This is a genomic window from Burkholderia sp. BE12 (assembly GCF_002959955.1).
GTDB lineage: Bacteria > Pseudomonadota > Gammaproteobacteria > Burkholderiales > Burkholderiaceae > Burkholderia.
In genome coordinates this window covers 1-18,935 of the sequence record NZ_PREY01000001.1, presented here as the reverse complement: position 1 = coordinate 18,935, position 18,935 = coordinate 1, and the positions used below count along the sequence as shown (strand labels likewise).

Annotated in this window: 19 protein-coding genes; 4 read left to right on the top strand and 15 right to left on the bottom strand. The window is 68.4% G+C overall.

Annotation, left to right across the window (positions count from 1 at the left end; translation table 11 throughout):
* Nucleotides 1-70: 70 nt before the first annotated feature.
* Nucleotides 71-625, bottom strand: a complete 555-nt coding sequence (locus tag C4B30_RS00095; protein WP_027786360.1) for a hypothetical protein — start codon at nt 623-625, stop codon at nt 71-73.
* A 106-nt stretch (nt 626-731) separates the two neighbouring features.
* Here C4B30_RS00095 and C4B30_RS35090 point away from each other — a divergent pair, with 106 nt between their 5' ends.
* The 3 genes from C4B30_RS35090 (at nt 732) to C4B30_RS00085 (ending at nt 3,411) form a co-directional block, all read left to right on the top strand.
* On the top strand, nt 732-965 hold the full coding sequence (locus tag C4B30_RS35090) for a hypothetical protein (protein ID WP_143751684.1): 234 nt from the start codon (nt 732-734) through the stop codon (nt 963-965).
* Nucleotides 966-1,078: 113 nt separating this feature from the next.
* Nucleotides 1,079-2,332 carry a LysR family transcriptional regulator gene (locus C4B30_RS00090; RefSeq protein WP_027786359.1) on the top strand — a complete coding sequence of 418 codons (1,254 nt, stop codon included), beginning with the start codon at nt 1,079-1,081 and terminating at the stop codon, nt 2,330-2,332.
* A 182-nt stretch (nt 2,333-2,514) separates the two neighbouring features.
* Entirely contained in the window at nt 2,515-3,411 is an 897-nt protein-coding gene (locus C4B30_RS00085; protein ID WP_027786358.1) for an NAD(P)-dependent oxidoreductase, read from the top strand.
* 62 nt (nt 3,412-3,473) lie between these two features.
* Here C4B30_RS00085 and C4B30_RS00080 read toward each other — a convergent pair whose 3' ends face one another.
* The 14 genes from C4B30_RS00080 to C4B30_RS00010 form a co-directional block, all read right to left on the bottom strand.
* A complete protein-coding gene (locus C4B30_RS00080; RefSeq protein WP_027786357.1) occupies nt 3,474-4,079 on the bottom strand; it encodes a DNA-binding protein in 606 nt (201 codons plus the stop codon).
* Nucleotides 4,076-5,323, bottom strand: coding sequence for an MFS transporter (locus tag C4B30_RS00075; protein ID WP_027786356.1), 1,248 nt, complete (start codon nt 5,321-5,323; stop codon nt 4,076-4,078). Before C4B30_RS00075 ends, C4B30_RS00080 begins: the two co-directional genes overlap by 4 nt.
* 263 nt (nt 5,324-5,586) lie before the next feature.
* On the bottom strand, nt 5,587-5,916 hold the full coding sequence (locus tag C4B30_RS00070; protein ID WP_027786355.1) for an H-NS histone family protein: 330 nt from the start codon (nt 5,914-5,916) through the stop codon (nt 5,587-5,589).
* A gap of 324 nt (nt 5,917-6,240) precedes the next feature.
* On the bottom strand, nt 6,241-7,590 hold the full coding sequence (locus tag C4B30_RS00060; protein WP_027786354.1) for a reverse transcriptase family protein: 1,350 nt from the start codon (nt 7,588-7,590) through the stop codon (nt 6,241-6,243).
* Between the two features lie 420 nt (nt 7,591-8,010).
* The gene (gene hutC, locus C4B30_RS00055) at nt 8,011-8,766 is read right to left on the bottom strand and encodes a histidine utilization repressor (RefSeq protein WP_027786353.1); all 756 of its coding nucleotides are present in this window, start codon (nt 8,764-8,766) and stop codon (nt 8,011-8,013) included.
* A 50-nt stretch (nt 8,767-8,816) separates the two neighbouring features.
* Complete coding sequence (locus tag C4B30_RS00050; RefSeq protein WP_027786352.1) at nt 8,817-10,310, bottom strand: HAL/PAL/TAL family ammonia-lyase; 1,494 nt, start codon at nt 10,308-10,310, stop codon at nt 8,817-8,819.
* Nucleotides 10,311-10,317: 7 nt separating this feature from the next.
* A complete protein-coding gene (locus tag C4B30_RS00045) occupies nt 10,318-11,109 on the bottom strand; it encodes an ABC transporter ATP-binding protein (RefSeq protein WP_027786351.1) in 792 nt (263 codons plus the stop codon).
* A 28-nt stretch (nt 11,110-11,137) separates the two neighbouring features.
* Nucleotides 11,138-11,884 (bottom strand): ABC transporter permease, encoded by a 747-nt coding sequence (locus C4B30_RS00040; protein WP_027786350.1) that lies wholly within the window; start codon nt 11,882-11,884, stop codon nt 11,138-11,140.
* A 12-nt stretch (nt 11,885-11,896) separates the two neighbouring features.
* The gene (locus C4B30_RS00035) at nt 11,897-12,619 is read right to left on the bottom strand and encodes an ABC transporter permease (protein WP_027786349.1); all 723 of its coding nucleotides are present in this window, start codon (nt 12,617-12,619) and stop codon (nt 11,897-11,899) included.
* A 91-nt stretch (nt 12,620-12,710) separates the two neighbouring features.
* Nucleotides 12,711-13,571 carry a transporter substrate-binding domain-containing protein gene (locus C4B30_RS00030; protein ID WP_027786348.1) on the bottom strand — a complete coding sequence of 287 codons (861 nt, stop codon included), beginning with the start codon at nt 13,569-13,571 and terminating at the stop codon, nt 12,711-12,713.
* Nucleotides 13,572-13,967: 396 nt separating this feature from the next.
* A complete protein-coding gene (locus C4B30_RS00025; RefSeq protein ID WP_027786347.1) occupies nt 13,968-14,951 on the bottom strand; it encodes a succinylglutamate desuccinylase/aspartoacylase domain-containing protein in 984 nt (327 codons plus the stop codon).
* Between the two features lie 81 nt (nt 14,952-15,032).
* A complete protein-coding gene (locus C4B30_RS00020; RefSeq protein ID WP_027786346.1) occupies nt 15,033-16,361 on the bottom strand; it encodes an MFS transporter in 1,329 nt (442 codons plus the stop codon).
* 181 nt (nt 16,362-16,542) lie between these two features.
* Complete coding sequence (locus tag C4B30_RS00015) at nt 16,543-17,460, bottom strand: LysR family transcriptional regulator (protein ID WP_027786345.1); 918 nt, start codon at nt 17,458-17,460, stop codon at nt 16,543-16,545.
* Between the two features lie 98 nt (nt 17,461-17,558).
* Complete coding sequence (locus tag C4B30_RS00010) at nt 17,559-18,518, bottom strand: dTDP-4-dehydrorhamnose reductase family protein (RefSeq protein WP_027786344.1); 960 nt, start codon at nt 18,516-18,518, stop codon at nt 17,559-17,561.
* Between the two features lie 152 nt (nt 18,519-18,670).
* Here C4B30_RS00010 and C4B30_RS00005 point away from each other — a divergent pair.
* Nucleotides 18,671-18,935: transposase (locus tag C4B30_RS00005; protein WP_199779026.1), on the top strand; the 265-nt coding region annotated here is incomplete at its 3' end.

The window sequence follows — 18,935 nt, the reverse complement described above, 5'->3', positions numbered from 1 at the left end:
ATGCGGTCCGGCCCACCCGGCCGGCCGCGACAGATTGAATGCGTGCCGCGCCCGCTGCCTCCGCGGCTGCCTACGCGCGGCCGTTCGGCTGCTGCGCGAGGCTGCGCTTGACGACCAGCGCGAGCGGGACGGCAAACACAAAGTGCGACATGAACCCGCCGATGATCACGTTCGGGTCGAAGTAGTTCGGATGGTTGCTCGACGCGATCATGATCAGCGCGTGCATCACGATCCACGCGACGATCGCGAAGAACAGCGCGACGAACGTCGCTTCGAAACCGCGCCGGCGGAACCACGGCCAGATCGCAGCGAACACGATGCCCCATGCGATCGCGAACGCAAAGTGAATCGCGGTGCCGATGAAGTACGACCCGATGCCGAGCGCGTCCTGCACGGCCTTGCCGAACACGAGCCCCGTCGCGTTGCGCGGGATGCCGGCAAGCGGCATCAGGTGCTGCGCGCCGACCCACACGAGTGCCTCGTAGACCCAGATCAGCACCGCGCCCGTCAGGCCGCCGCGAATGCCCGCGCGCACCGTGGCCGCAACGGCGGCACGACCCGGCGATGCGTCAGCCTGCGTGCCGCCCACCGGTTTGCCGGCTCCCAACGTATGCTGCCGTCCCATTGCGCTGCCTCGCTCGTCAAATGGGCACCGCGCTCGGCGGAACGCCCGGGGGTAATCGGACAAACAATGAATCAGATGGCGGCCCGACACGCCGGAAACTGCGTCGATGCGGCTGCCGGGATCGAAATTACGCAAGGGGCCGCCGGACCCAGTAGCCAGGGAAAACCCTGAAATTCCGTCGAAATGGCCGGACCTTCAAGCATTCCGGAACAACGCCATTCACCTGACGGATGGCCTGGAAGCCCGCCGGATATGGCGCTCGCGCCCGGCCGCACGCCGCTCCGCGAGCGTCATCGTCGGTCCTGACGAATCGAACCCGATAAATAAAACAGATAGCTGAATAAGCACGACGCAAGCTGCGGCACCCCCGTTCCGGTAAAGTCGAGCGACCTGCCGCCGGCGCGCCGCGCGCCGGCCGGCATTCAACGCGGCCCATCTGCACCTGACCGACCCATGGACAACAGCGACCTTCCGAACCTCGCCGGCCTGTACGCGGTGCAGCGCGTGTCCGAAGCGGGCAGCGTGAGCCGCGCGGCCGCGACCTTGTTTCGCGCGCAGTCTGCTGTCACGCGCGCCGTGCAGGAAATCGAAACGGCGCTCGGCGAGCCGCTGTTCGACCGGAAACCATCCGGCATGCTTGCGACACCGGTCGGGCGCGCAGTGCTCAAGCGCGGTGAGCGCGTGTTCGCCGAACTCGGCGAGCTGGCGAACTGGTGCGTGCTACGCCAGTCGCGACGGCGCGCATCGGCCGAGGGCGGGCTACCCGCGTATCTGCTCAACACGCGACGGCTTCAGCTGTTCTCGACGCTCGCGCGGCACCGGCACATGCCGAGCGCGGCGCGCACGCTCGGCGTCACGCAGCCGGCCGTCAGCAGCGCGATCCGGATCCTCGAGAGCGGCGCGGGGTTCGCGCTGTTCCATCGCCATCCGCGCGGCCTGCTGCTGACGACCGACGGCGAGACGTTCCTGCTGCACGTGCGGCGCGCGCTGAACGAATTGCGGCACGTCGCCGACGACGTCGCCGCGCTGCACGGCAGCATCCAGGGCACCGTGACTGTCGGCGCGCTGCCGCTCGGCCGCACGCTGATCCTGCCCGAAGCCGTCGCGCGCGTCGTCACGCGCTTTCCGAAGGTGCGCGTGATCACCGACGAAAGCGCGTATGAAGCGCTCGTCGCCGGCGTGCGCGCGGGCGATATCGACTTCATCCTCGGCGCGCTGCGCGCCAGCGACCCGACGAGCGATCTCGAGAACGAACGCCTGATGTCGGAGAACCTCGTCGTGCTCGCGCGGCGCGATCATCCGCTCGCCGGCGTGCGCAACCTCGGCATCAAGAGCCTCGCCGCGGCGCAATGGATCCTGCCGCGCAGCCATGCCCCCGCGCGCGGCCTGTTCGACGCGCTGTTCCGTCGCCTGAAGCTCAAGCCGCCGATGCCGACGGTCGAATCGGCTGACCTTGCCGTAATCCGCGGCCTGCTGCTGCACACCGACATGCTCGCGGTACTGTCCGCGCAGCAGCTGCATTACGAGTGCGACTCGGGGCTGCTGGCCGTCCTCGACGTCGCGCCGATGCGCGAGACGACGCGCGATATCGGCCTGATGACGCGCACCGGCAGCCCGCCGTCGCCGGCCGCGCGTGCGCTGATCGACGCGATCCGGATCGTCGCGACCGAAGTCGCGCGCTCGCCGCACGCAACCGTCGCGCGATAAAGAAAGCGCATGACCGGAGCGGCGGGTTCACATTGCATGGGCGCCGGCCGTCAGCCGACAATATCCAGCACCGGCCGATCGGCGCGGCGTCGATTCTCGATAGCGTCATCAACGACCCGGATACCGACGTTGCGAGCGCGACACGGCTTTTGCCCGACCCAGGTTCTGAAGGAGCGACACGCATGAACGAATCGACGCTCGCGTTCATCGGATTCGGCGAGGCCGGCGGCCTGCTCGGCGGTGCGCTGGCCGCGCGGAATCTGCGCGTGACGATGTACGACCGGCAACTCGACGACGCGCGCGCCGCGCCGGCGATGCGCGACAAGGCCGCACGCCTGAACGTGCAGGCCGCGCCGAGCGTCGCCGACGCGATCCGCGATGCGCGGTGGATCGTCTCCGCCGTCACCGCATCGTCCGATGCCGACGTCGCCGCAGCCGTGGCCGCGTGCATCCGGCCGGGCCAGACCTTCATCGACATCAACTCGGTGTCGCCCGCGCTGAAGCTGCACGGCCAGCGGCTGATCGAAGCCGCCGGCGGCCGCTATGTCGAATCGGCCGTGATGGCGCCCGTGCCGCCTGACGGGCTCGCGGTGCCGATGCTGCTGGGCGGCCCGCAGGCCGAAGCGGTCGCGCACGAACTGAAAGCGCTCGGCTTCAACGCGCGGGCCGTATCGCCCCGGGTCGGCGTCGCGTCGGCGGCCAAGATGTGCCGCAGCGTGATGATCAAGGGCATCGAGGCGCTGACCGTCGAATGCCTGGGCGCCGCCCGCGCGTACGGGGCCGATGCGCTCGTGCTCGCATCGTTGCGGCAGACCTTCGACCGGTTCGCGACGTCGCCCGACCTGCCCGGCTACCTGATCGGCCGCGTTGCCGAGCACGGCCGCCGGCGCGCGGCGGAAATGCGCGAAGTAGCCGAAACGCTACGCGAAGGCGGCATCGCACCGGAGATGAGCGACGCGTGCGCGCGCGTGCAGGATCGGTTCGTCGACAGGATGGCCGAACGTGGCCTCGACTATGCCGCACTGCTGCCGTTCGACTGGGCGCAGGTGCTCGACCTGCTGGACGACCGGCGGCGCTAAGCACCGGCAGTGGCGCGTGGAGGCCGCAACGCCTGCGATCGAAGCCGATCGCGCGACCTGACCTATCGCAGCGCCTGCGCCTGCTCCGCCGAAAACGCGTCTGCCACGAACCGGATCACGTCGTCGAGCGACGACGTGCACACCGCGTCCGCGGCAAGCGAGCGAAACGCCCCGTCCGGCCCGAAGCAGACGAGCGGCTTGCGCCAGCGCTGCGCGAGCGCAATTTCCTCGGCCGTGCCGTGCCCGCCCGGCAGCGCGACGATCAGGTCGCTGCTCAGCACGTTCACATAGTTGCGGTTGATCGTGTCCGGAGCCGCGCCCGGTTCCCGGCGCGGCAGCGGCGTGAGGACCGGAATGTCGACGAACGGATGCGGATAGCCGTCGAGCGGCACGAAGCCCGCGACCGGATCGGCCTGCGTCGGCAGGATGCCGATCGATCGGCCAGCCCGACCGGGCACGCCGGCGAACGCGCGCGCGACCGCCAGCATCACGCCCTGCCCGCCGCCCGTCAGCAGGTTGAACCCGGCCTGCGCGAGCCACGCGCCGAGCGGCTCCGAAAACGCGAGCCACGGCTCCTTGCCCGAGCCCATCACGCCGATCGTCCTGTTGTTCCGTTGCATCGTGGTTTCCGGTGAAATCGTGGCGGCGCAGGCGCGCATCGCGCTCATTCGAGCTCGACGCCCTTGAGTTCGGGGATCAGGAACAGCGTCGCGACCATGTCGAGCACGTAGAGGCCGGCGAGCAGCGCGATGGCCGTCTGGAACGAGTAGCGCGCGGCGAGCGCGCCGACCGCGACAGGACCAAAGCCGCCGACCGCGCGGCCGATGTTCCACAGTACGTTCTGCGCGGTCGCGCGTGCGGCCGTCGGATAGCCTTCCGACATCAGCGTCCCGTAGCCGCCGACCATCCCGTTGACGAACATGCCCATCAGCGCGCCGGCCCACAGCATCGCCGTCGGGTCCGACAGCCGTGCATACGCGACGACCGTCACGACCGAGCCGAGCTGGTACAGCAGGAACGTCGGCTTGCGGCCGATGCGGTCGGCCAGTTGGCCGAACACCCAGACGCCGATCATCATCCCGACGACGGTCGCCGCCGTCCACAGTCCCGATTTCGTCAGCGAGAAGCCCATCTGCTTCGACAGGAAGGTCGGCAGCCAGATCACGATTCCGTAGTAGCCGAAATTCTGGACCGAACACAGGATCACGATGCCGAGGCTCGTGCGCGCGGTGCGGCCGTCGGCGACGAGCATGCGGAAGGCGTTGGACTTCGGCTGCGCCGCGCGCTGCACGAACGCTTCGGGCTCGTGCAGCTTGTTGCGCATCGCCCAGGCGAGCAGCGCCGGCAACACGCCGACCACGAACATGCCGCGCCAGCCGATGTGAAGCAACAGAAACGGCGTCAGCAGCGCGGCCAGCAGCACGCCGGCCTGCCAGCCGAGCGCGACGTAGCACGACACGCGCGCGCGCTTGCCGGCCGGCCACGCTTCGGCCGCGAGCGCCATGCCGATCCCGAACTCGCCGCCGAGGCCGATGCCCGCGATGGTGCGATAGACGAGCAGATCCTGGAAGCCTTGCGCGAATGCGCACAGGCCGGTGAAGATCGCGAACAGCAGGATCGTCCAGGTCAGCACGCGCACGCGCCCGTAGCGGTCGCTCAGCGCGCCGAATACGATGCCGCCCGCGACCGCGCCGATCAGCGTCCACGTGACCAGCGCGCCGCCCTGCCCGGGTGTGAGGTGCAGCGCCGCCGTGATCGCCGGCAGCATGAAGCCGAGGATCAGCAGGTCGAAGCCGTCCATCGCATAGCCGATCGCCGATCCGGCCAGCGCTTTCCACGCGTACGCCCCGACCTGCTCCACGCGCGGGGCCGACGGGCCGCCGAGCGCCGAAGATTTCATGTTTGCTGCCATGGTGTCCTGCCACGAATGTCCGGCGACATTCTAAGGCCTGTGCCGGCGAACGACCGAGGCGCGCGCGTCGGCCCGCGCTGGCCGGACGGCTGGCGAGCAACGCGTGGAAAGGAGAAAGGGAAACGGGGATCCGGTGCGGCGGCAAGGCCGGCGATGTCGCGATCAGGCCGGACACCGGATGCAAGACTGCAGGCTGGCGGGGGATTGCCGGCCGAGCCGCCGGCGCGAACCAAACGGCGCCGGATGGCCCTGCGGCGCGGGCTTCAGCCCTGATCGTCCCCCGGCCACCAGGTTTTGGCCTCGCGGTCGACGGCGAGCGCTTCGAGATCCTTGCCGTCGAGCCATTTCGGCCGCGGGCCGCGCCCCGACCATGAGCGGCCGGTCGACGGATCGTAGTACTTGGCAGGCGCCTTGCGCTTGCGCTGAACGATGTAGCCGAGCGCGCTCAGCACTTCCTGCTGCGAAATTCCCAACAACTCGACCTGTTCCTTGAAGGCCGCGAGCGCGGCTTGCTTCTCCTTCTGCTTCGCCTCTGACAGCTTGATGTTCAGGTCCCGAAGTTGTGCTTCGAGTTCCTGCAGGGCCTGGGTCATGTATTCATCCTCTTTGGGCATGTTTTTGCAAAAAGCTCCGATGGCCGAACCTACCACGAAGTTCCGCCGATCGGGGCTGTCAAATAGGTGAATCGTCCACCTGAGCCGGCATGATTTGCGCGATGCGCACTAAACGACGTCGTGCGTCACTGACAGACAGGACCAGGCCGGCAATGGGCGGCACGCCGCGTACGCATGCACCGGGCGGACGGCGGCGGCAGGTGATCGCCGCACCAGGCACGGGTGCGGCATGGCGCGAATGATAGCAGTGCGCGGCGTCGCGATGCAGAAGTCGCCGGCCGGCGTCGATGCGGGCCCGACGGTTCAGCTGTCCGCGCCGTCGGCTTCCCACGCGATCCGGTCGAACAGCGCGCGCAGCTTCGCGCCGCGTGCCGCATTCAGCGCGGTCGCATGCGCGACGCGTCCGGCCAGATGCGCACGGAAATCCGGATGCGCGTCGCGATTCTGCGACGCCGGGCCACGCCGGATGCAGTTGGTCAGGATGGCCTTCAGGTGATCGAACGCGTCGCGCGCCAGGTTCGGATGACGATTGACGACCACGCCGGCCAGTTGCTGGCGCGTGCCGCGCCGCATCACGCGCGTCTTGCGCAAGTGCAGCGCGAAGCCTTCCTCGAGTGCGATCGCGGCGACCCGGACTTGCAACCGCTCGAGGTCGCGCGCGAGCGCGCCGCCGCCGGAAAACGCGAGATCGTCCGCATAGCGCGTGTAGGTCGCATCGAGCGAACGCGCGAGCGCGGCCAGCCGCATGTCGAACCGGAACGCGCACAGGTTCGCGAGCGCCGGCGACGTCGGCGCACCCTGCGGCAGATGCCGTTCGCGGTAGCGCTGGCGGCCGATCCAGTCGAACCGGTCGCGCAGGTCCGGCGCGAGCAGCCGCGCCGACGGCACGCGATTGGTGCACAGCCCGGTGAGCGCACGCGCGACTTCGGCCGGATACCCGAGCGTCGCGAACAACGCATGCACGCGCGCGGCGCGCACCGACACGAAGAAATCCGCGAGATCGAAGCGCACGACCACATCGCGATCCGCATGCGGCGCCGCGAACGACACGATCCCGTGCCCCTTGCGAAAACCGTGTACCGCGCCGTGCGGCGCAATGCGATCGAGCAGCCCGTGCAGGATGCGGCGCTGCGCTTCGCGCAGCCGCCCCTTCGGGATTTCGACGAGGCGGCACCCGCCGCTGCGCTTGTCGACCGCGACGTACGTGTAGTGATGCAGCGGCGTCGCGCTGCCGCGCGCATCGACGCGCCAGTGATCGGACAGCCAGTCGAGTTCCGGCGCGCTCACGCCGAGCCAGCCGGCGAGATCGCCGGGCGTTGGCCATTGCGGCACGTCGCAGCCGGCGAGCGGCGCCGGCAACGGTCGCTGGACCAGCGGCCGCCGCACGATGCGGATCACCGCCGGCCGACGGTCGCCATACCATGCGCGCACGAACGCGGGCGCCTCGGCCAGGACCGCCGCGAGCACGTCGGTATCGGTATCGGCCCAGTTCGTGCCGAAGCGCGCGAGCGCGAGGTTCGCGCATTCGTGCGTCCACGGCGACGCTTCGCCGAGCACGGCGGCCAGCCGGGCGACGACGCCGTCGCGTTCGGGCGGACCGGCGAGCATCGCCTCGGCAATCGTGCGGGTGGTGTCGCGCAGGGATGAGTGCATGGGAAAAGGGAGGCGGGACGATGAGTCAACGTGGCTGGTGCTGCGAGAGCCGTCGTTGCGCAACGCGCAACTTGCGCGCTTGCGACGCATCGGCGTATCGATCTGATCCACGGGGTAGCCCCGTAGTCCTGGAACATCGGCTGCCTGTTCCGGGCGTGTGCTTGACCCACCGCCCCGCGTCGGCGACTTTAACGGCCGGCGACGCCAGGTGTCAAATCGAGCCGGACGATGCGCGATGCGCGCCGGCGCCGCGATGCGGTCGCTCGTTTGCCCGACGCTCCCGACCGAATCGGGAACCCGCGCAGTGTATCGCCTTTCGATGCAGGTACGGCATTGCGCCATCCCGATCCATGCGGAGGCACCGGCCATCGCCGACTGAAGCGGCAAACGGTCCGCTCAGCGCTGACCCATCTCGCTTCCCTACATGTTGCCCGCCAGATGAAACCGCGACGCCGGATGCCACAGCCTGACCGACGTGGCGACCTGCTCGCCGACCCACGTGCGGCGTCGCAGCAGCAAGCACGGCTCACCGATTTCCATCACGAGATGCCGACGCACCTGCGCATTGGGCTTCTCCGCGTAGATCCGGAACTCCGCACGCTGGATCGGCGCCAGGCGCACCATGTAATGATTCGGCGTCTCGATCGTGAAGTCCTGCTCCAGATACGCGGGAAACAAGGCCGGATTGACGTAGCGATCCTCGAACTGGATCGGTTCGTCCTCCTCGTAATGCACGATGCGCGAATGAAACACGGGCCCGGTGCGCAGCCCGAGCGCATCGATCGCGTCCGGGTCGACGCTGCGCTCGATCAGCAGCACGCGCGCACTGTGCCGATGGCCGCGCTCCGCGATCTCGTCCGCGATGTTGCGGATCTCCAGCACCGTCGACTCGTAATGCCGGCGCTCGACGAACGTGCCGGCCCCTTGAATGCGCGTCAGCACGCGCTCGGCCGTCAGTTCGCGCAGCGCGCGCGACACCGTCATCCGGGCCACGCCGAATTCCTTGACCAGTTCGGCCTCGGTCGGGATCGCGCCGCCGGGCTTCCAGTCGCCCTTCGCGATCCGCTCGACGACGTAGCGCTTGATCTGCTGATAGGCCGGCAATGCCCGCGCCGGCACGGTGTCGGCCGACGCCTTCGCCGGCCGCGCGGAAAGTTTGCGTTCCGTTTCGCTCATGCGCCCTCGACCGAATGAATGTTGGGAGATCGGCCCGTCCTCGATCGTCGTCACTGCAACGACGGCGGCACACCGGCGACGATGCCGGTCGCGATCGCGATATCGTCCGCGAGCGGCCGGTCGTCGTGATACGCCGGCACGCGTGCGCGCACATGCCGCCACAGCGCGTCGGTCGCCGCGGCCCGCCCCGTTTCGTCCGGCTGCAGGTCGCACGCCTGCGCGGCGGCCAGCAGCTCGATCGCGAGCACGCGCGTCGTATTCTCGATGATGTCGAGCGCCTTCAGCGCGGCCGGCGTCGCATGACACAGGTGATCTTCCTGCAGCCCCGACGTGATGCCGCCGTCGAGGCTCGCCGGCGCGGCAAGCCGCTGATTCTGCGCGACCAGCGCGACCGCCGTGTACTGCGCGATCATGAACCCCGAACAACTGCCTCCCGGCGCGGCAAGAAACGCCGGCAGCCCGCTGACGAGCGGATTCACGAGCCGGTCGAGACGCCGCTCGGCGATCGCCGCGACCTGAGCCATCGCCGCCGCGAGGCTGTCCATCGCGAGCGCGATGCCCGCGCCGACCGCGTGCGCCTGCGAATGCACGGCCGGCGCCTCTCGCGTGCCGGCCACGATCGGATTGTCGGTGACGGACGCGAGTTCGCGGTCGACGACCTCTGCCGTGACGTCGAACACGTCGCGCGCCGCGCCATGCACGTGCGGAATCGTGCGCAGGCTGAGCGGATCCTGCGTATGCCGGCCGCTCGCCGCGGCAAGCATGCCGCTGTCCGCCAGCAGTGCACGCAAACGGGCGCCGACCTGCCCGATACCGGGCGAAATCCGCAGCGCGAGCGAAGCCGGATCGAATGCGGCGAGTTGCCCGCCGAGGTTCTCGAAGCTCATCGCCGCGATCCAGTCGGCCCAGTCGAGCAGCCGTTCGGCGCGGGCCAGCGCAAACGCCGCCAGCCCCGTGACGCACGGCGTCCCGTTGACCAGGCTCAGCCCTTCCTTCGCGCCGAGGACCAGCGGTTCGCGGCCGATGCGCCGCAGTGCCTCGTCGCCGCGCAGGCGTTCGCCGCGATGGCGCGCATGGCCGTGCCCGATGCAGACGAGCGCGACGTGCGCCATGTGGGTCAGATACCCGACCGAGCCGTGCGCCGGCACTTCGGGGAGGCAATCGTGCTCGAGCAGCGCGACGAGCTGTTCGACGACGTCGGCGCGGACGCCCGAATGCCCGTGCGCATAGTTGTTGATCGCGGCCGCGATGATCGCGCGCGTTTCGGCTGCACCGAGCGGCATGCCGACGCCCACCGCGTGACTCATCAGGATGTTGTGCGACAGCGTGCTCTGCTGTGCCGGCGACACGATCACGTCGCATAGCGCGCCGACGCCGGTATTGACGCCGTATGCGCGAATCCCGCGCGCGACGATCTCGTCGACGAGTTCGCGAGCGGCGACGACGCGCACGCGCGCATCGTCGGCCAACGCCAGCGGCTCGCCGGCCGCCACGGCCGCGACCTGTCGCCAGTCGAGCGGCCGCGCCCCACGGAATACGGTCATGGCAGCCTCAGTTCGCGGTGCGGTCGTGATGGCTCGACACGAATTGCCGGAAGCGCTCGGAGGTCTGCCCGCCGAACACTTCGTCGGGCGTTCCGTCCGTATCGACCTCACCCTGATGCAGGAACATCACGCGATTCGACACGTGGCGTGCAAACCCCATTTCATGCGTGACGACCAGCATCGTGCGCCCTTCCTCCGCCAGCGAGCGCATCACGCGCAGCACCTCGCCGACCAGCTCGGGATCGAGCGCCGACGTCGGTTCGTCGAACAGCATCACCTTGGGATGCATCGCCAGCGCGCGGGCAATGGCGACACGTTGCTGCTGGCCGCCCGACAGGTGCGCGGGATAGTAGCCGCGCTTGTCGGCGAGGCCGACGCGTGCGAGCAGCGCCTCGGCCTCCTCCACCGCTTCCGCGCGACTGCGCTTCTGCACGCGCAGCGGCCCCTCGACGAGGTTGTCGAGCACCGTCATGTGGGACCACAGGTTGAAGTTCTGAAACACCATGCCGAGCTGCGAGCGGATCCGGTCGACCTGGCGCCGGTCGCTCGGATGCAGCTTGCCGTCGCGTGCACGCTTCATCGCCAGTTCTTCGCCTGCGAGCGCGACGGAGCCGTCGTCGGGCGTCTCGAGCAGGTTCAGGCAGCGCAGGAACGTGCTCTTGCCCGATCCGCTCGCGCCGAGGATCGAGATGACGTCACCCTCGTGCGCATCGAGCGAAATGCCCTTCAACACATGATGATCGCCGAACGACTTGTGGATATTTCTGACCGACAGCGCAACGGGAGCAGGGGTGTTCATCGGATTCTCTTCAAAAGGACGGGGACGCTCAGGATGCGGCGCGCTGAGGATTGCGCGTCGCCGCGGCGGGCGCACCGGACGGCTTCGGCGCACGCAGGTGCCCGGAGAGCCGCCATTCGAGCGCGCCGAGCAGACGCACGACGATGAAGTTCAGGCCTAGGTAGATGATGGCCGCGCAGACGAACACCTCGGTCGTCCGGTAGGTTTGCTGGATGATCTGCTGCGCGACGCCCGTCACTTCCCACACCGTGACGAGGCTCGCCAGCGCGGTCGACTTGACGAGCAGCACGGCCTCGGTCGAGTACGCCGGCAGGCACTGGCGCAGCGCGATCGGGCCGATCACGCGCCGCAGCAGCGAGAAGCCCGACAGGCCGATGGAATACCCGGCCTCGATCTGCCCGACCGGTACGGCCATCAACCCGCCGCGCAGGATTTCGGCCGTGTAGCCGGCGGTGCACAGCGCAAGCGACAGCACCGCGCATACGTACGGCTCGCGCAGCACCGGCCACATGAAGCTCTCGCGGATCACGCCGAACTGGCCGAGCCCGTAATACACGAGGAACATCTGGATCAGCAGCGGCGAGCCGCGAAACACGAGGATGTAGGCACGCGCGAAGCGGTTCGGCAGCCAGCGCGGCGACACGCGCATCGTGACGATCACGAGCGACAGCAGGCCGCCGAGCACGAGCGATGCGAAGAACAGACCGAGCGTGGTCGGCACGGCCGCGAGCAGCTGGCGCAGCGTATCGAGGAGAAAAGCGAAATCGATGGACATGCTCGTTCTCCGTCAGTTGCGCGCGAAATTGCGGCGGAACGACCGGCCGACGATCGCTTCCGCCCGGTTGAACACGCGGTTCGACAAGCCCGTCATCAGCAGATACAACGCGCCGCCCGCGACGAAGAACACGAAGTACTGGTGAGTCGAACTGGCTGCGATCTGGCTCGTGCGGAGCAGCTCGGCAAGACCCGTGACCGAGATCAGTGCGGAATCCTTGAGACTCAGTTGCCACACGTTGCCGATACCGGGCAGCGCGAAGCGCAGCACCTGCGGAACCAGGATGCGCCGCAGCACCATGCCGCGCGGCATGCCGATCGCGCGCGCCGCTTCGAGCTCGCCTTTCGACACGGCGAGCACCGCCGCGCGATATACCTCGGCCTGATAGGCGCCCGAGATCATCCCGACCGCGAGCGCGCCGATCACGAACGGCGGCACGCCGATGAAACCTTCCGCGCCGAACCACTGGCCGACGGTCGTCACGAGCGTCGAACCGCCGAAGTAGAACAGATAGATGACGAGCAGTTCGGGCACGCCGCGAAATACCGTCGTATACAGATCGCCGAGCAGGCGGGCGGTGCGGTAGCGCGACAGCTTCGCAGCCGCGATCGCCGCGCCGATCACCGCGCCGACCGCGAGCGCGGCAAGCGTCAGCGCGACCGTCATCAGGGCGGCGAGCAGCAGCACACCGCCCCAGCCTTCGGATCCGAAGCCGAGCATTTCAAGAATCGCCATGCGTGCCTCCCGGCATGCGTTGAGTGAATCCGCTGGATGCGTGCCGCCGCGCGTCGTCAGGCGACTTACGCGGCGGCGCCCGAACGCGCGCTTACGGCGTGACGTCGGTCTTGAACCACTTGTCGGCGAGCTTCTTCACGGTGCCGTCCGCGAGCGCCGCGGCGATCGCCGTATCGAACTTCGTCTTCAGGTCGGCATCCTGCTTGCGAAACGCGAGCCCCTCGCCCGGCCCCCAGATCGGGCCGCCGAGCTTCGGCCCCGCGAGCACGATCGATGCGTTGTCCTTCTTCGCGTTGTTCGCCGCGTAGTACGTGACGTCGTCGAACGATGCATCGATGCGCCCGGCGACCAGATCGAGATCGCGTTCGGGCGACGTCTTGTACACGCGAATCGACGCGATGTCCTTGAAGCTGTCGTTGATGAATTTCGTGTAGACGGTGCCCGACTGGATACCGATCGTCTTGCCCTTCAATTGCTTGCGCAGCGTGTCGACGGTGGGCTTGTCCGCGTTGGCGTCACCCGTGAGCTTGACGATCGGCGCGCCGGGCGCGGCCTTCGGCAGGATCTTCGTATCGGTGACGGCGAACGTCGCCGGCGTCGCCGCGTACGGACGCGAGAACAGCAGGATCTTTTCACGCTCCGGCGTGATGGAAATCGCATCCATCAGGACATCGAACTTGCCGGCCTGCAGGCCGGGAATCATCCCGTCCCAGTCCTGCGCGACCATGTTGCACTGCACCTTGACGCGCTCGCACACGTTGGCGAGCAGTTCCGGCTCGAAACCGCCCAGCTTGCCGCCCGGCAGCGTGAGGTTCCACGGCGCGTAGCCGCCTTCCAGCGCGACCGTCACCGTCTTCCATTCCTTTGCCTGCACCGGTGCCGCAAGCGTTGCCGCCGCGGCCGCGATGACGCCGATCGCCCTGATTGCCCACTTGATGCGCTTGCCGTTCACGAGATTTCTCCTTGCGTTGAAGTTCGCCATCCCTTCGGTGCAGCAAGCCGCCTCAGGAATTTGTCTATACAAGCATGCAAGAAGAAAAACAGCGAGACAAGCGGCGATCAATAAAAACCGGGTAAACGCGGGAAATCCCCTAATTTCAGGGGTCCGGCGTGCATCGTTACGGGGAATTCCGGCACACGTTTGGTGCAATTCGAGCGGCCGAATCTCAAGGATGACTAGACAAATTTCGAATTCGATCGCCGGACGGGTTGGTCGTTCGGCGTCTCTCACACGCGTCGATTTCCGCCGGCTCGTCCGGGACGGACATCTGCGGTCGGCCGCGGTGCGCCGTCCGGGGCCGGTTTTGACGACAGCTTGCCGGTACGGGCCGGCGCCTGGCGGCCCGACTCAGCGTTCGAGCAGCCGCCCCAGCCGCATCATCGTGACGTTCACGCCGAGATGGCGCATCGACGGCTGCACGATCACGCAGTTGTCGTACGGCGTGACGATTGCGTCGTCGCCGTCGCGGGCGATCTCGGTGCCTGCCTTCGCGATCACTTCGAGCCCGGTGAACGGCTGCGAGAACCGGAAATCCATCGAACGCGCGACGACCGGCTCCGTGATTTCGATGAACTTCTGCCGGACCGGCGCGGCTTGCGTCAGGAACGCCGCGACATCGTCGCGCGCGACGACGCCTGCCTGCAGCAGGAAGCGCGCGGCGCTGTCGAGCGCAACGTCGCGCGCGCTCGCGGCGAAGTGCTGCCCCGTCTCGATCAGCAGCGCGTTCTTCGCGCTCGCCGGATCGCCGAAGCCGCCGTAGTCGCGCAGCCGCGTGCCGTTCGCATGGCCGCGATCGACGATCACGTGCTCCGGCGTGCCGAGCGCGGCCGCCAGCGCGATCGCCTTCTCGAGCGGCCCCGTCATCATCAGCGGCGCGGATGCTTCGTGCATCGAATGAATGTCGAGCAGCAGGTCGACCGTGTCGAGCAGCGGCCGCATCGCCCGCGCACGCGCCAGCTCGCGGCTGTCGCGCGTGCCGTCGAGCGCGGCCGGCGTCCACACGCGGTTCATGTCTTCGTCGAGGTAGCGCGTCGCGTCGGCGTTCTCCGCGCTGAAGTGCTCGTACGCGCCGACGTTGCCGAAGCCGAGCGACAGCCGGCCCGCGACCGGCCGCAGGCCGGCCGCCAGCAGCGCGTCCACGGCGATCGCGCCGCTGACTTCGTTGCCGTGCGTCAGCGCGAGGATCATCACGTGCTTGCCGGGCTTGCCGCTGTCGAACGTGTGCAGATAGTCGATGCCCGTATTGCCCGCGTGCCAGCGCGAGATGTCGGGAAAGGCCACTTCGATCGGATAGGCCGGCAGCGCGGCGCGGATGGCTTCAAGCGTGGTCATGTCGGAAGGATTCGTCAGGGTTCGGAAAAGGCGCGGCCGGCGCGGGCCGGTCACGCCGGAATCGGGTACGTGCGTGGCGCATCACGCCTCGGTCGCGCGCGTCGTCGTCGCGGCACCGGCCGCCGCGCCGCGCATCCGGCGGCCGAGCGAAATCACCGACGTGATGCCGAGCACGGCCGTCGCCATCACGTAGAAACTCGGCGCCAGCTTGTTGTGCGTCGCGTCGATCAGCCAGGTCACGATCAGCGGTGCGAAGCCGCCGAACAGCGTCACCGAGAAGTTGTACGACAGCGCGAGGCCCGTGCCGCGCGTGCTGGTCGGGAAGATGTCCGCGAGCAGCGCCGGCAGCGGCGCAAGGCTCACCGCGATCAGCAAGCCGACCAGCGCCTGCACCGCGAGCAGCGTTTCGACGCTCGGATAGCGGTTCAGGATCACGAACAGCGGCCACGTCGTCACGCCGACGAGGATCAGCGCGATCAGCATCACGCGAATGCGGCCGAACCGATCCGACAGGTGCCCGACGACGGGCGCCGCGATCATCAGCATCGCCCCCGTGACGACCGCGCCGAGATACGACGACGTGGCCGGGATATGCAGCTGCTTCACCGCATACGTCGGCATGTACAGCTTGTGCACGTAGTTGAACGCCGTGGCCGTCGCGACCACGCCCGCGCCGAGCAGCATGTTCGCGCGATCGCGCACGAACACGTCGCGCAGCGGCGACTTCGCGCGCCCGGCCTCGCCGAGCCGGCGGAAATCGGCCGGTTCGTCGATGTTGCGGCGGATGTACAGCCCGACCGGGCCGATCAGCAGCCCGACCGCGAATGCGACGCGCCAGCCCCAGGCATGCAGTTGATCGGCCGTCAGCAGCAGGCTCAGCAGCGCGGACACGCCGGCTGCGAGCACCGTCGCGAGCCCTTGCGTCGACATCTGCCAGCTCGCGAAGAAGCCGCGCCGCTTCGCGTCGGCCTGCTCGACCATGAACGCGGTCGCCGCGCCGAATTCGCCGCCCGTCGAGAAGCCCTGCAGCATCCGCGCGACGATGATCAGCAGCGGCGACGCGATGCCGATTTGCGCATACGTCGGTGCGAACGCAATCATCGCGGTGCCGAGCATCATCAGCCCGATCGAGATCGTTAGCGAGGCCTTGCGGCCCGCGCGGTCCGCATAGCTGCCGAGCACGATCGAACCGAGCGGGCGCGTGACGAACGAGATGCCGAACGTGCCGACCGACAGCAACAGCGAGGTGGCCGCGTCGTGCGTCGGGAAAAACAGCTGACCGATGACGATCGCGAAATAGCCGTAGATCAGCAGGTCGTAGAACTCCAGCGCGTTGCCGATGCTCGCGGCGCAGATCTCGCGCCACGGATTGTGCGGGGCCGGCTGCGCGGCGTGCGGGTTGCGGGTCATGCCTGTGCTCCTCCATTGATGCTGGCCGTCAGGATTGTGAAAGACGGCGCGCGGCGGTTGCCGGCGGCCGTTCGGGCCAGTCAAGCGCGGAGTGTAGGCACCGCGGCGCGTGCGTTCGTGCCGTTTCGGCACGCAATCGTGCTGATCGGCGCATCGCGCGCCGCGCGAGCCGCCGGCGGGTTCAACCGGCTGGCGCCCCGCCGTCGTCGCGGGACGGCGCGGTGCGCCAGATCGCGTCGAGGACCGGATGCGATTCGTTCCGGCGCCGGTACAGCGCGACGTCGAAGCCGATCTGCCAGTCGGCGCCGCCGACGATCGCGAGTTCGCCGCGCCGCACGTCGTCCGCGACGAGCCGCTGCGGCAGCCACGCGAGGCCGAGCCCGCGCCGCGCCATCGCGAGGATTGCTTCGTACGAATCGGCCTGGTACACGGGCCGCAGCGTCGGACGGTTCGGCATTTCGGCGAGATGGCGCGCGAGCACCGCGCGCAGCGTCAGCGTGCGGGCGAACGCGAGCCACGGCACCGGCGCCTGCCCGGCCGGCAGCCGGTAGCGCGCGCTGCCGCGCGCATCGAGTGCGCTGACGGGCACCAGCACCTCGCGTGCGACGGACAGCCAGTCGAAGCGGTCGCGATCGATCAGCAGCCGCGTGTGCGGGCTCGAATAGACGATCAGCATATCGGCCTCGCCGGCCGTCAACTGCAGGATCGCTTCCTCCGCACTGCCGGTCGACACGGTCGCCGTGAAAAAGCCTGCGCGCGCAACCGTCTCGTCGTACCAGTCGGGGAAGAAGGTCGCCGACAGCGTGCGGCCGGTCGCGATCCGGAGGGTGTTTTCCAGCACCGGCGACGCCTCCTGCAATTGCGTGCGTGCACCGTGCAGAATGTCGAGCGCGTTCGACGCGGCGTCGAGGAACACGGTGCCGGCCGCGGTCAACTCGAGCGGCTTCGTGCGTGCAATCAGACGCGTGCCGACCCATTCCTCGAGCGAGCGAATGCGGCGGCCGAACGCCGGATGCGTGACGAAGCGGTTTTCCGCTGCGCGCGTGAAGCTGCGCGTGCGCGCGAGTTCGACGAAGTCTTCGAGCCATTTCAGTTGCATAGCCGGGCTCCTGAGTGGGCGTTGAACGGCTGTACGATCCTCGGCGGATCGGCTCGTCGATGTCGGCGGGACGCCGCGAGCCGCCCGGGGTGTCGATCCTACGGCGACTGCGGCGCATCGCGCAGCACGGCCCGCAGCGCCGTATCGAACGGCGTCGCGTAATCGATCCCGAGCGAGCGCACGCGCGCGGCGTCCAGATGGCAGTCGTACGGGCGCGGCGTCGCGTCGGTCGGCTGGTCGATCGGCGCGAGCGACGCGGCGATGCCGAGCGCGGCGGCGATTCGCCGCGCGATGTCGTACTTCGTCATCGGCTCCTCGCTCGACCAATGGCGAATGCCCGTCACCGATTCACCCGCGAGATGGCGCAACGTCAGGTCACGGATGACCTGCGCGACGTCGGGCGTATAGGTCGGGTAACGGATCGCCCATGCGTCCATGCCGACCGCGTCGGCGCCCGGCCGCGCCGACGCGACGACGGCCGGCACGAGGCTCGTGACGGCCGACTCGCTCCAGTCGGCGACCGGGCCGAAGAGCAACGGCAGGCGCAGCACGCACGACAGCGGCGACGCGGCGAGGAGCGCGGCCTCGCCTTCCAGTTTGGTGCGGCCGTAGATGTTCAGCGGATTCGGGACGGCATCTTCGCCGTAGGGCGCGGCCCGGCCGTCGAAGACGTAGTCGGTCGAAATGCCGAGCGTCCATGCGCCGTATCGCGCGGCGAGCGCGCCGATGCGGGCCGGTGCGGTGACGTTGATTGCGCGGGCCGCGGCCGGGTCGCGTTCGCAGACGTCGGGGCGGCGTTCGGCGGCGCAGAGAATCACCGCTGCCGGTCGGCAGGTTTCAAAAACGCGTTCGAGGGATGGCTGGTCGAGGACATCCAGTTCGGCAATGCTTTCGGATGGCAATGCGAGCAATTTGGCGCCGGCGGTTTGCGGGTTCCGGATGGTGGCGAGCAGGGTCAGCGACGATTCGCGCGCCAGCGAGGCGGCAACCGCGCGGCCCAGCAGGCCCGAAGCGCCGATGAGGAGGATGGTTTTGCGTACCGGGGATTGGTTTGGCATGGGTGGCGATAAATCACGGAAACGTATGGATTATCGGGCCTATTGGATCGCATGAACGGCTCGCATCCGATCGAACCTATCCGAATGTTTGTGTGTGAGGCATAAACTGATGGCCAAGGAGCCACTTTATGCCACGCAAACGCAAGGAAGAAGTGACGATTGAACCGGGCAAGGGCTTGAACCTGGACCCGGAACTAATCAAGCAACTGGTACCCGGCACGCTGGATCGGGCGACGATCAACGAGCAGCTTGCGGCGCTCAAGAAGGCAATCTTCGAACGCGCGCTGGGTGGTGAACTGACCCACCACCTCGGCTACGAGAAGGGCGATGCCAAGCCGGCAGGCCGCACGAACCATCGCAACGGCACCAGCCGCAAGCGCATCGCGACCGACGATGACCTGCTCGACGTCGAGATTC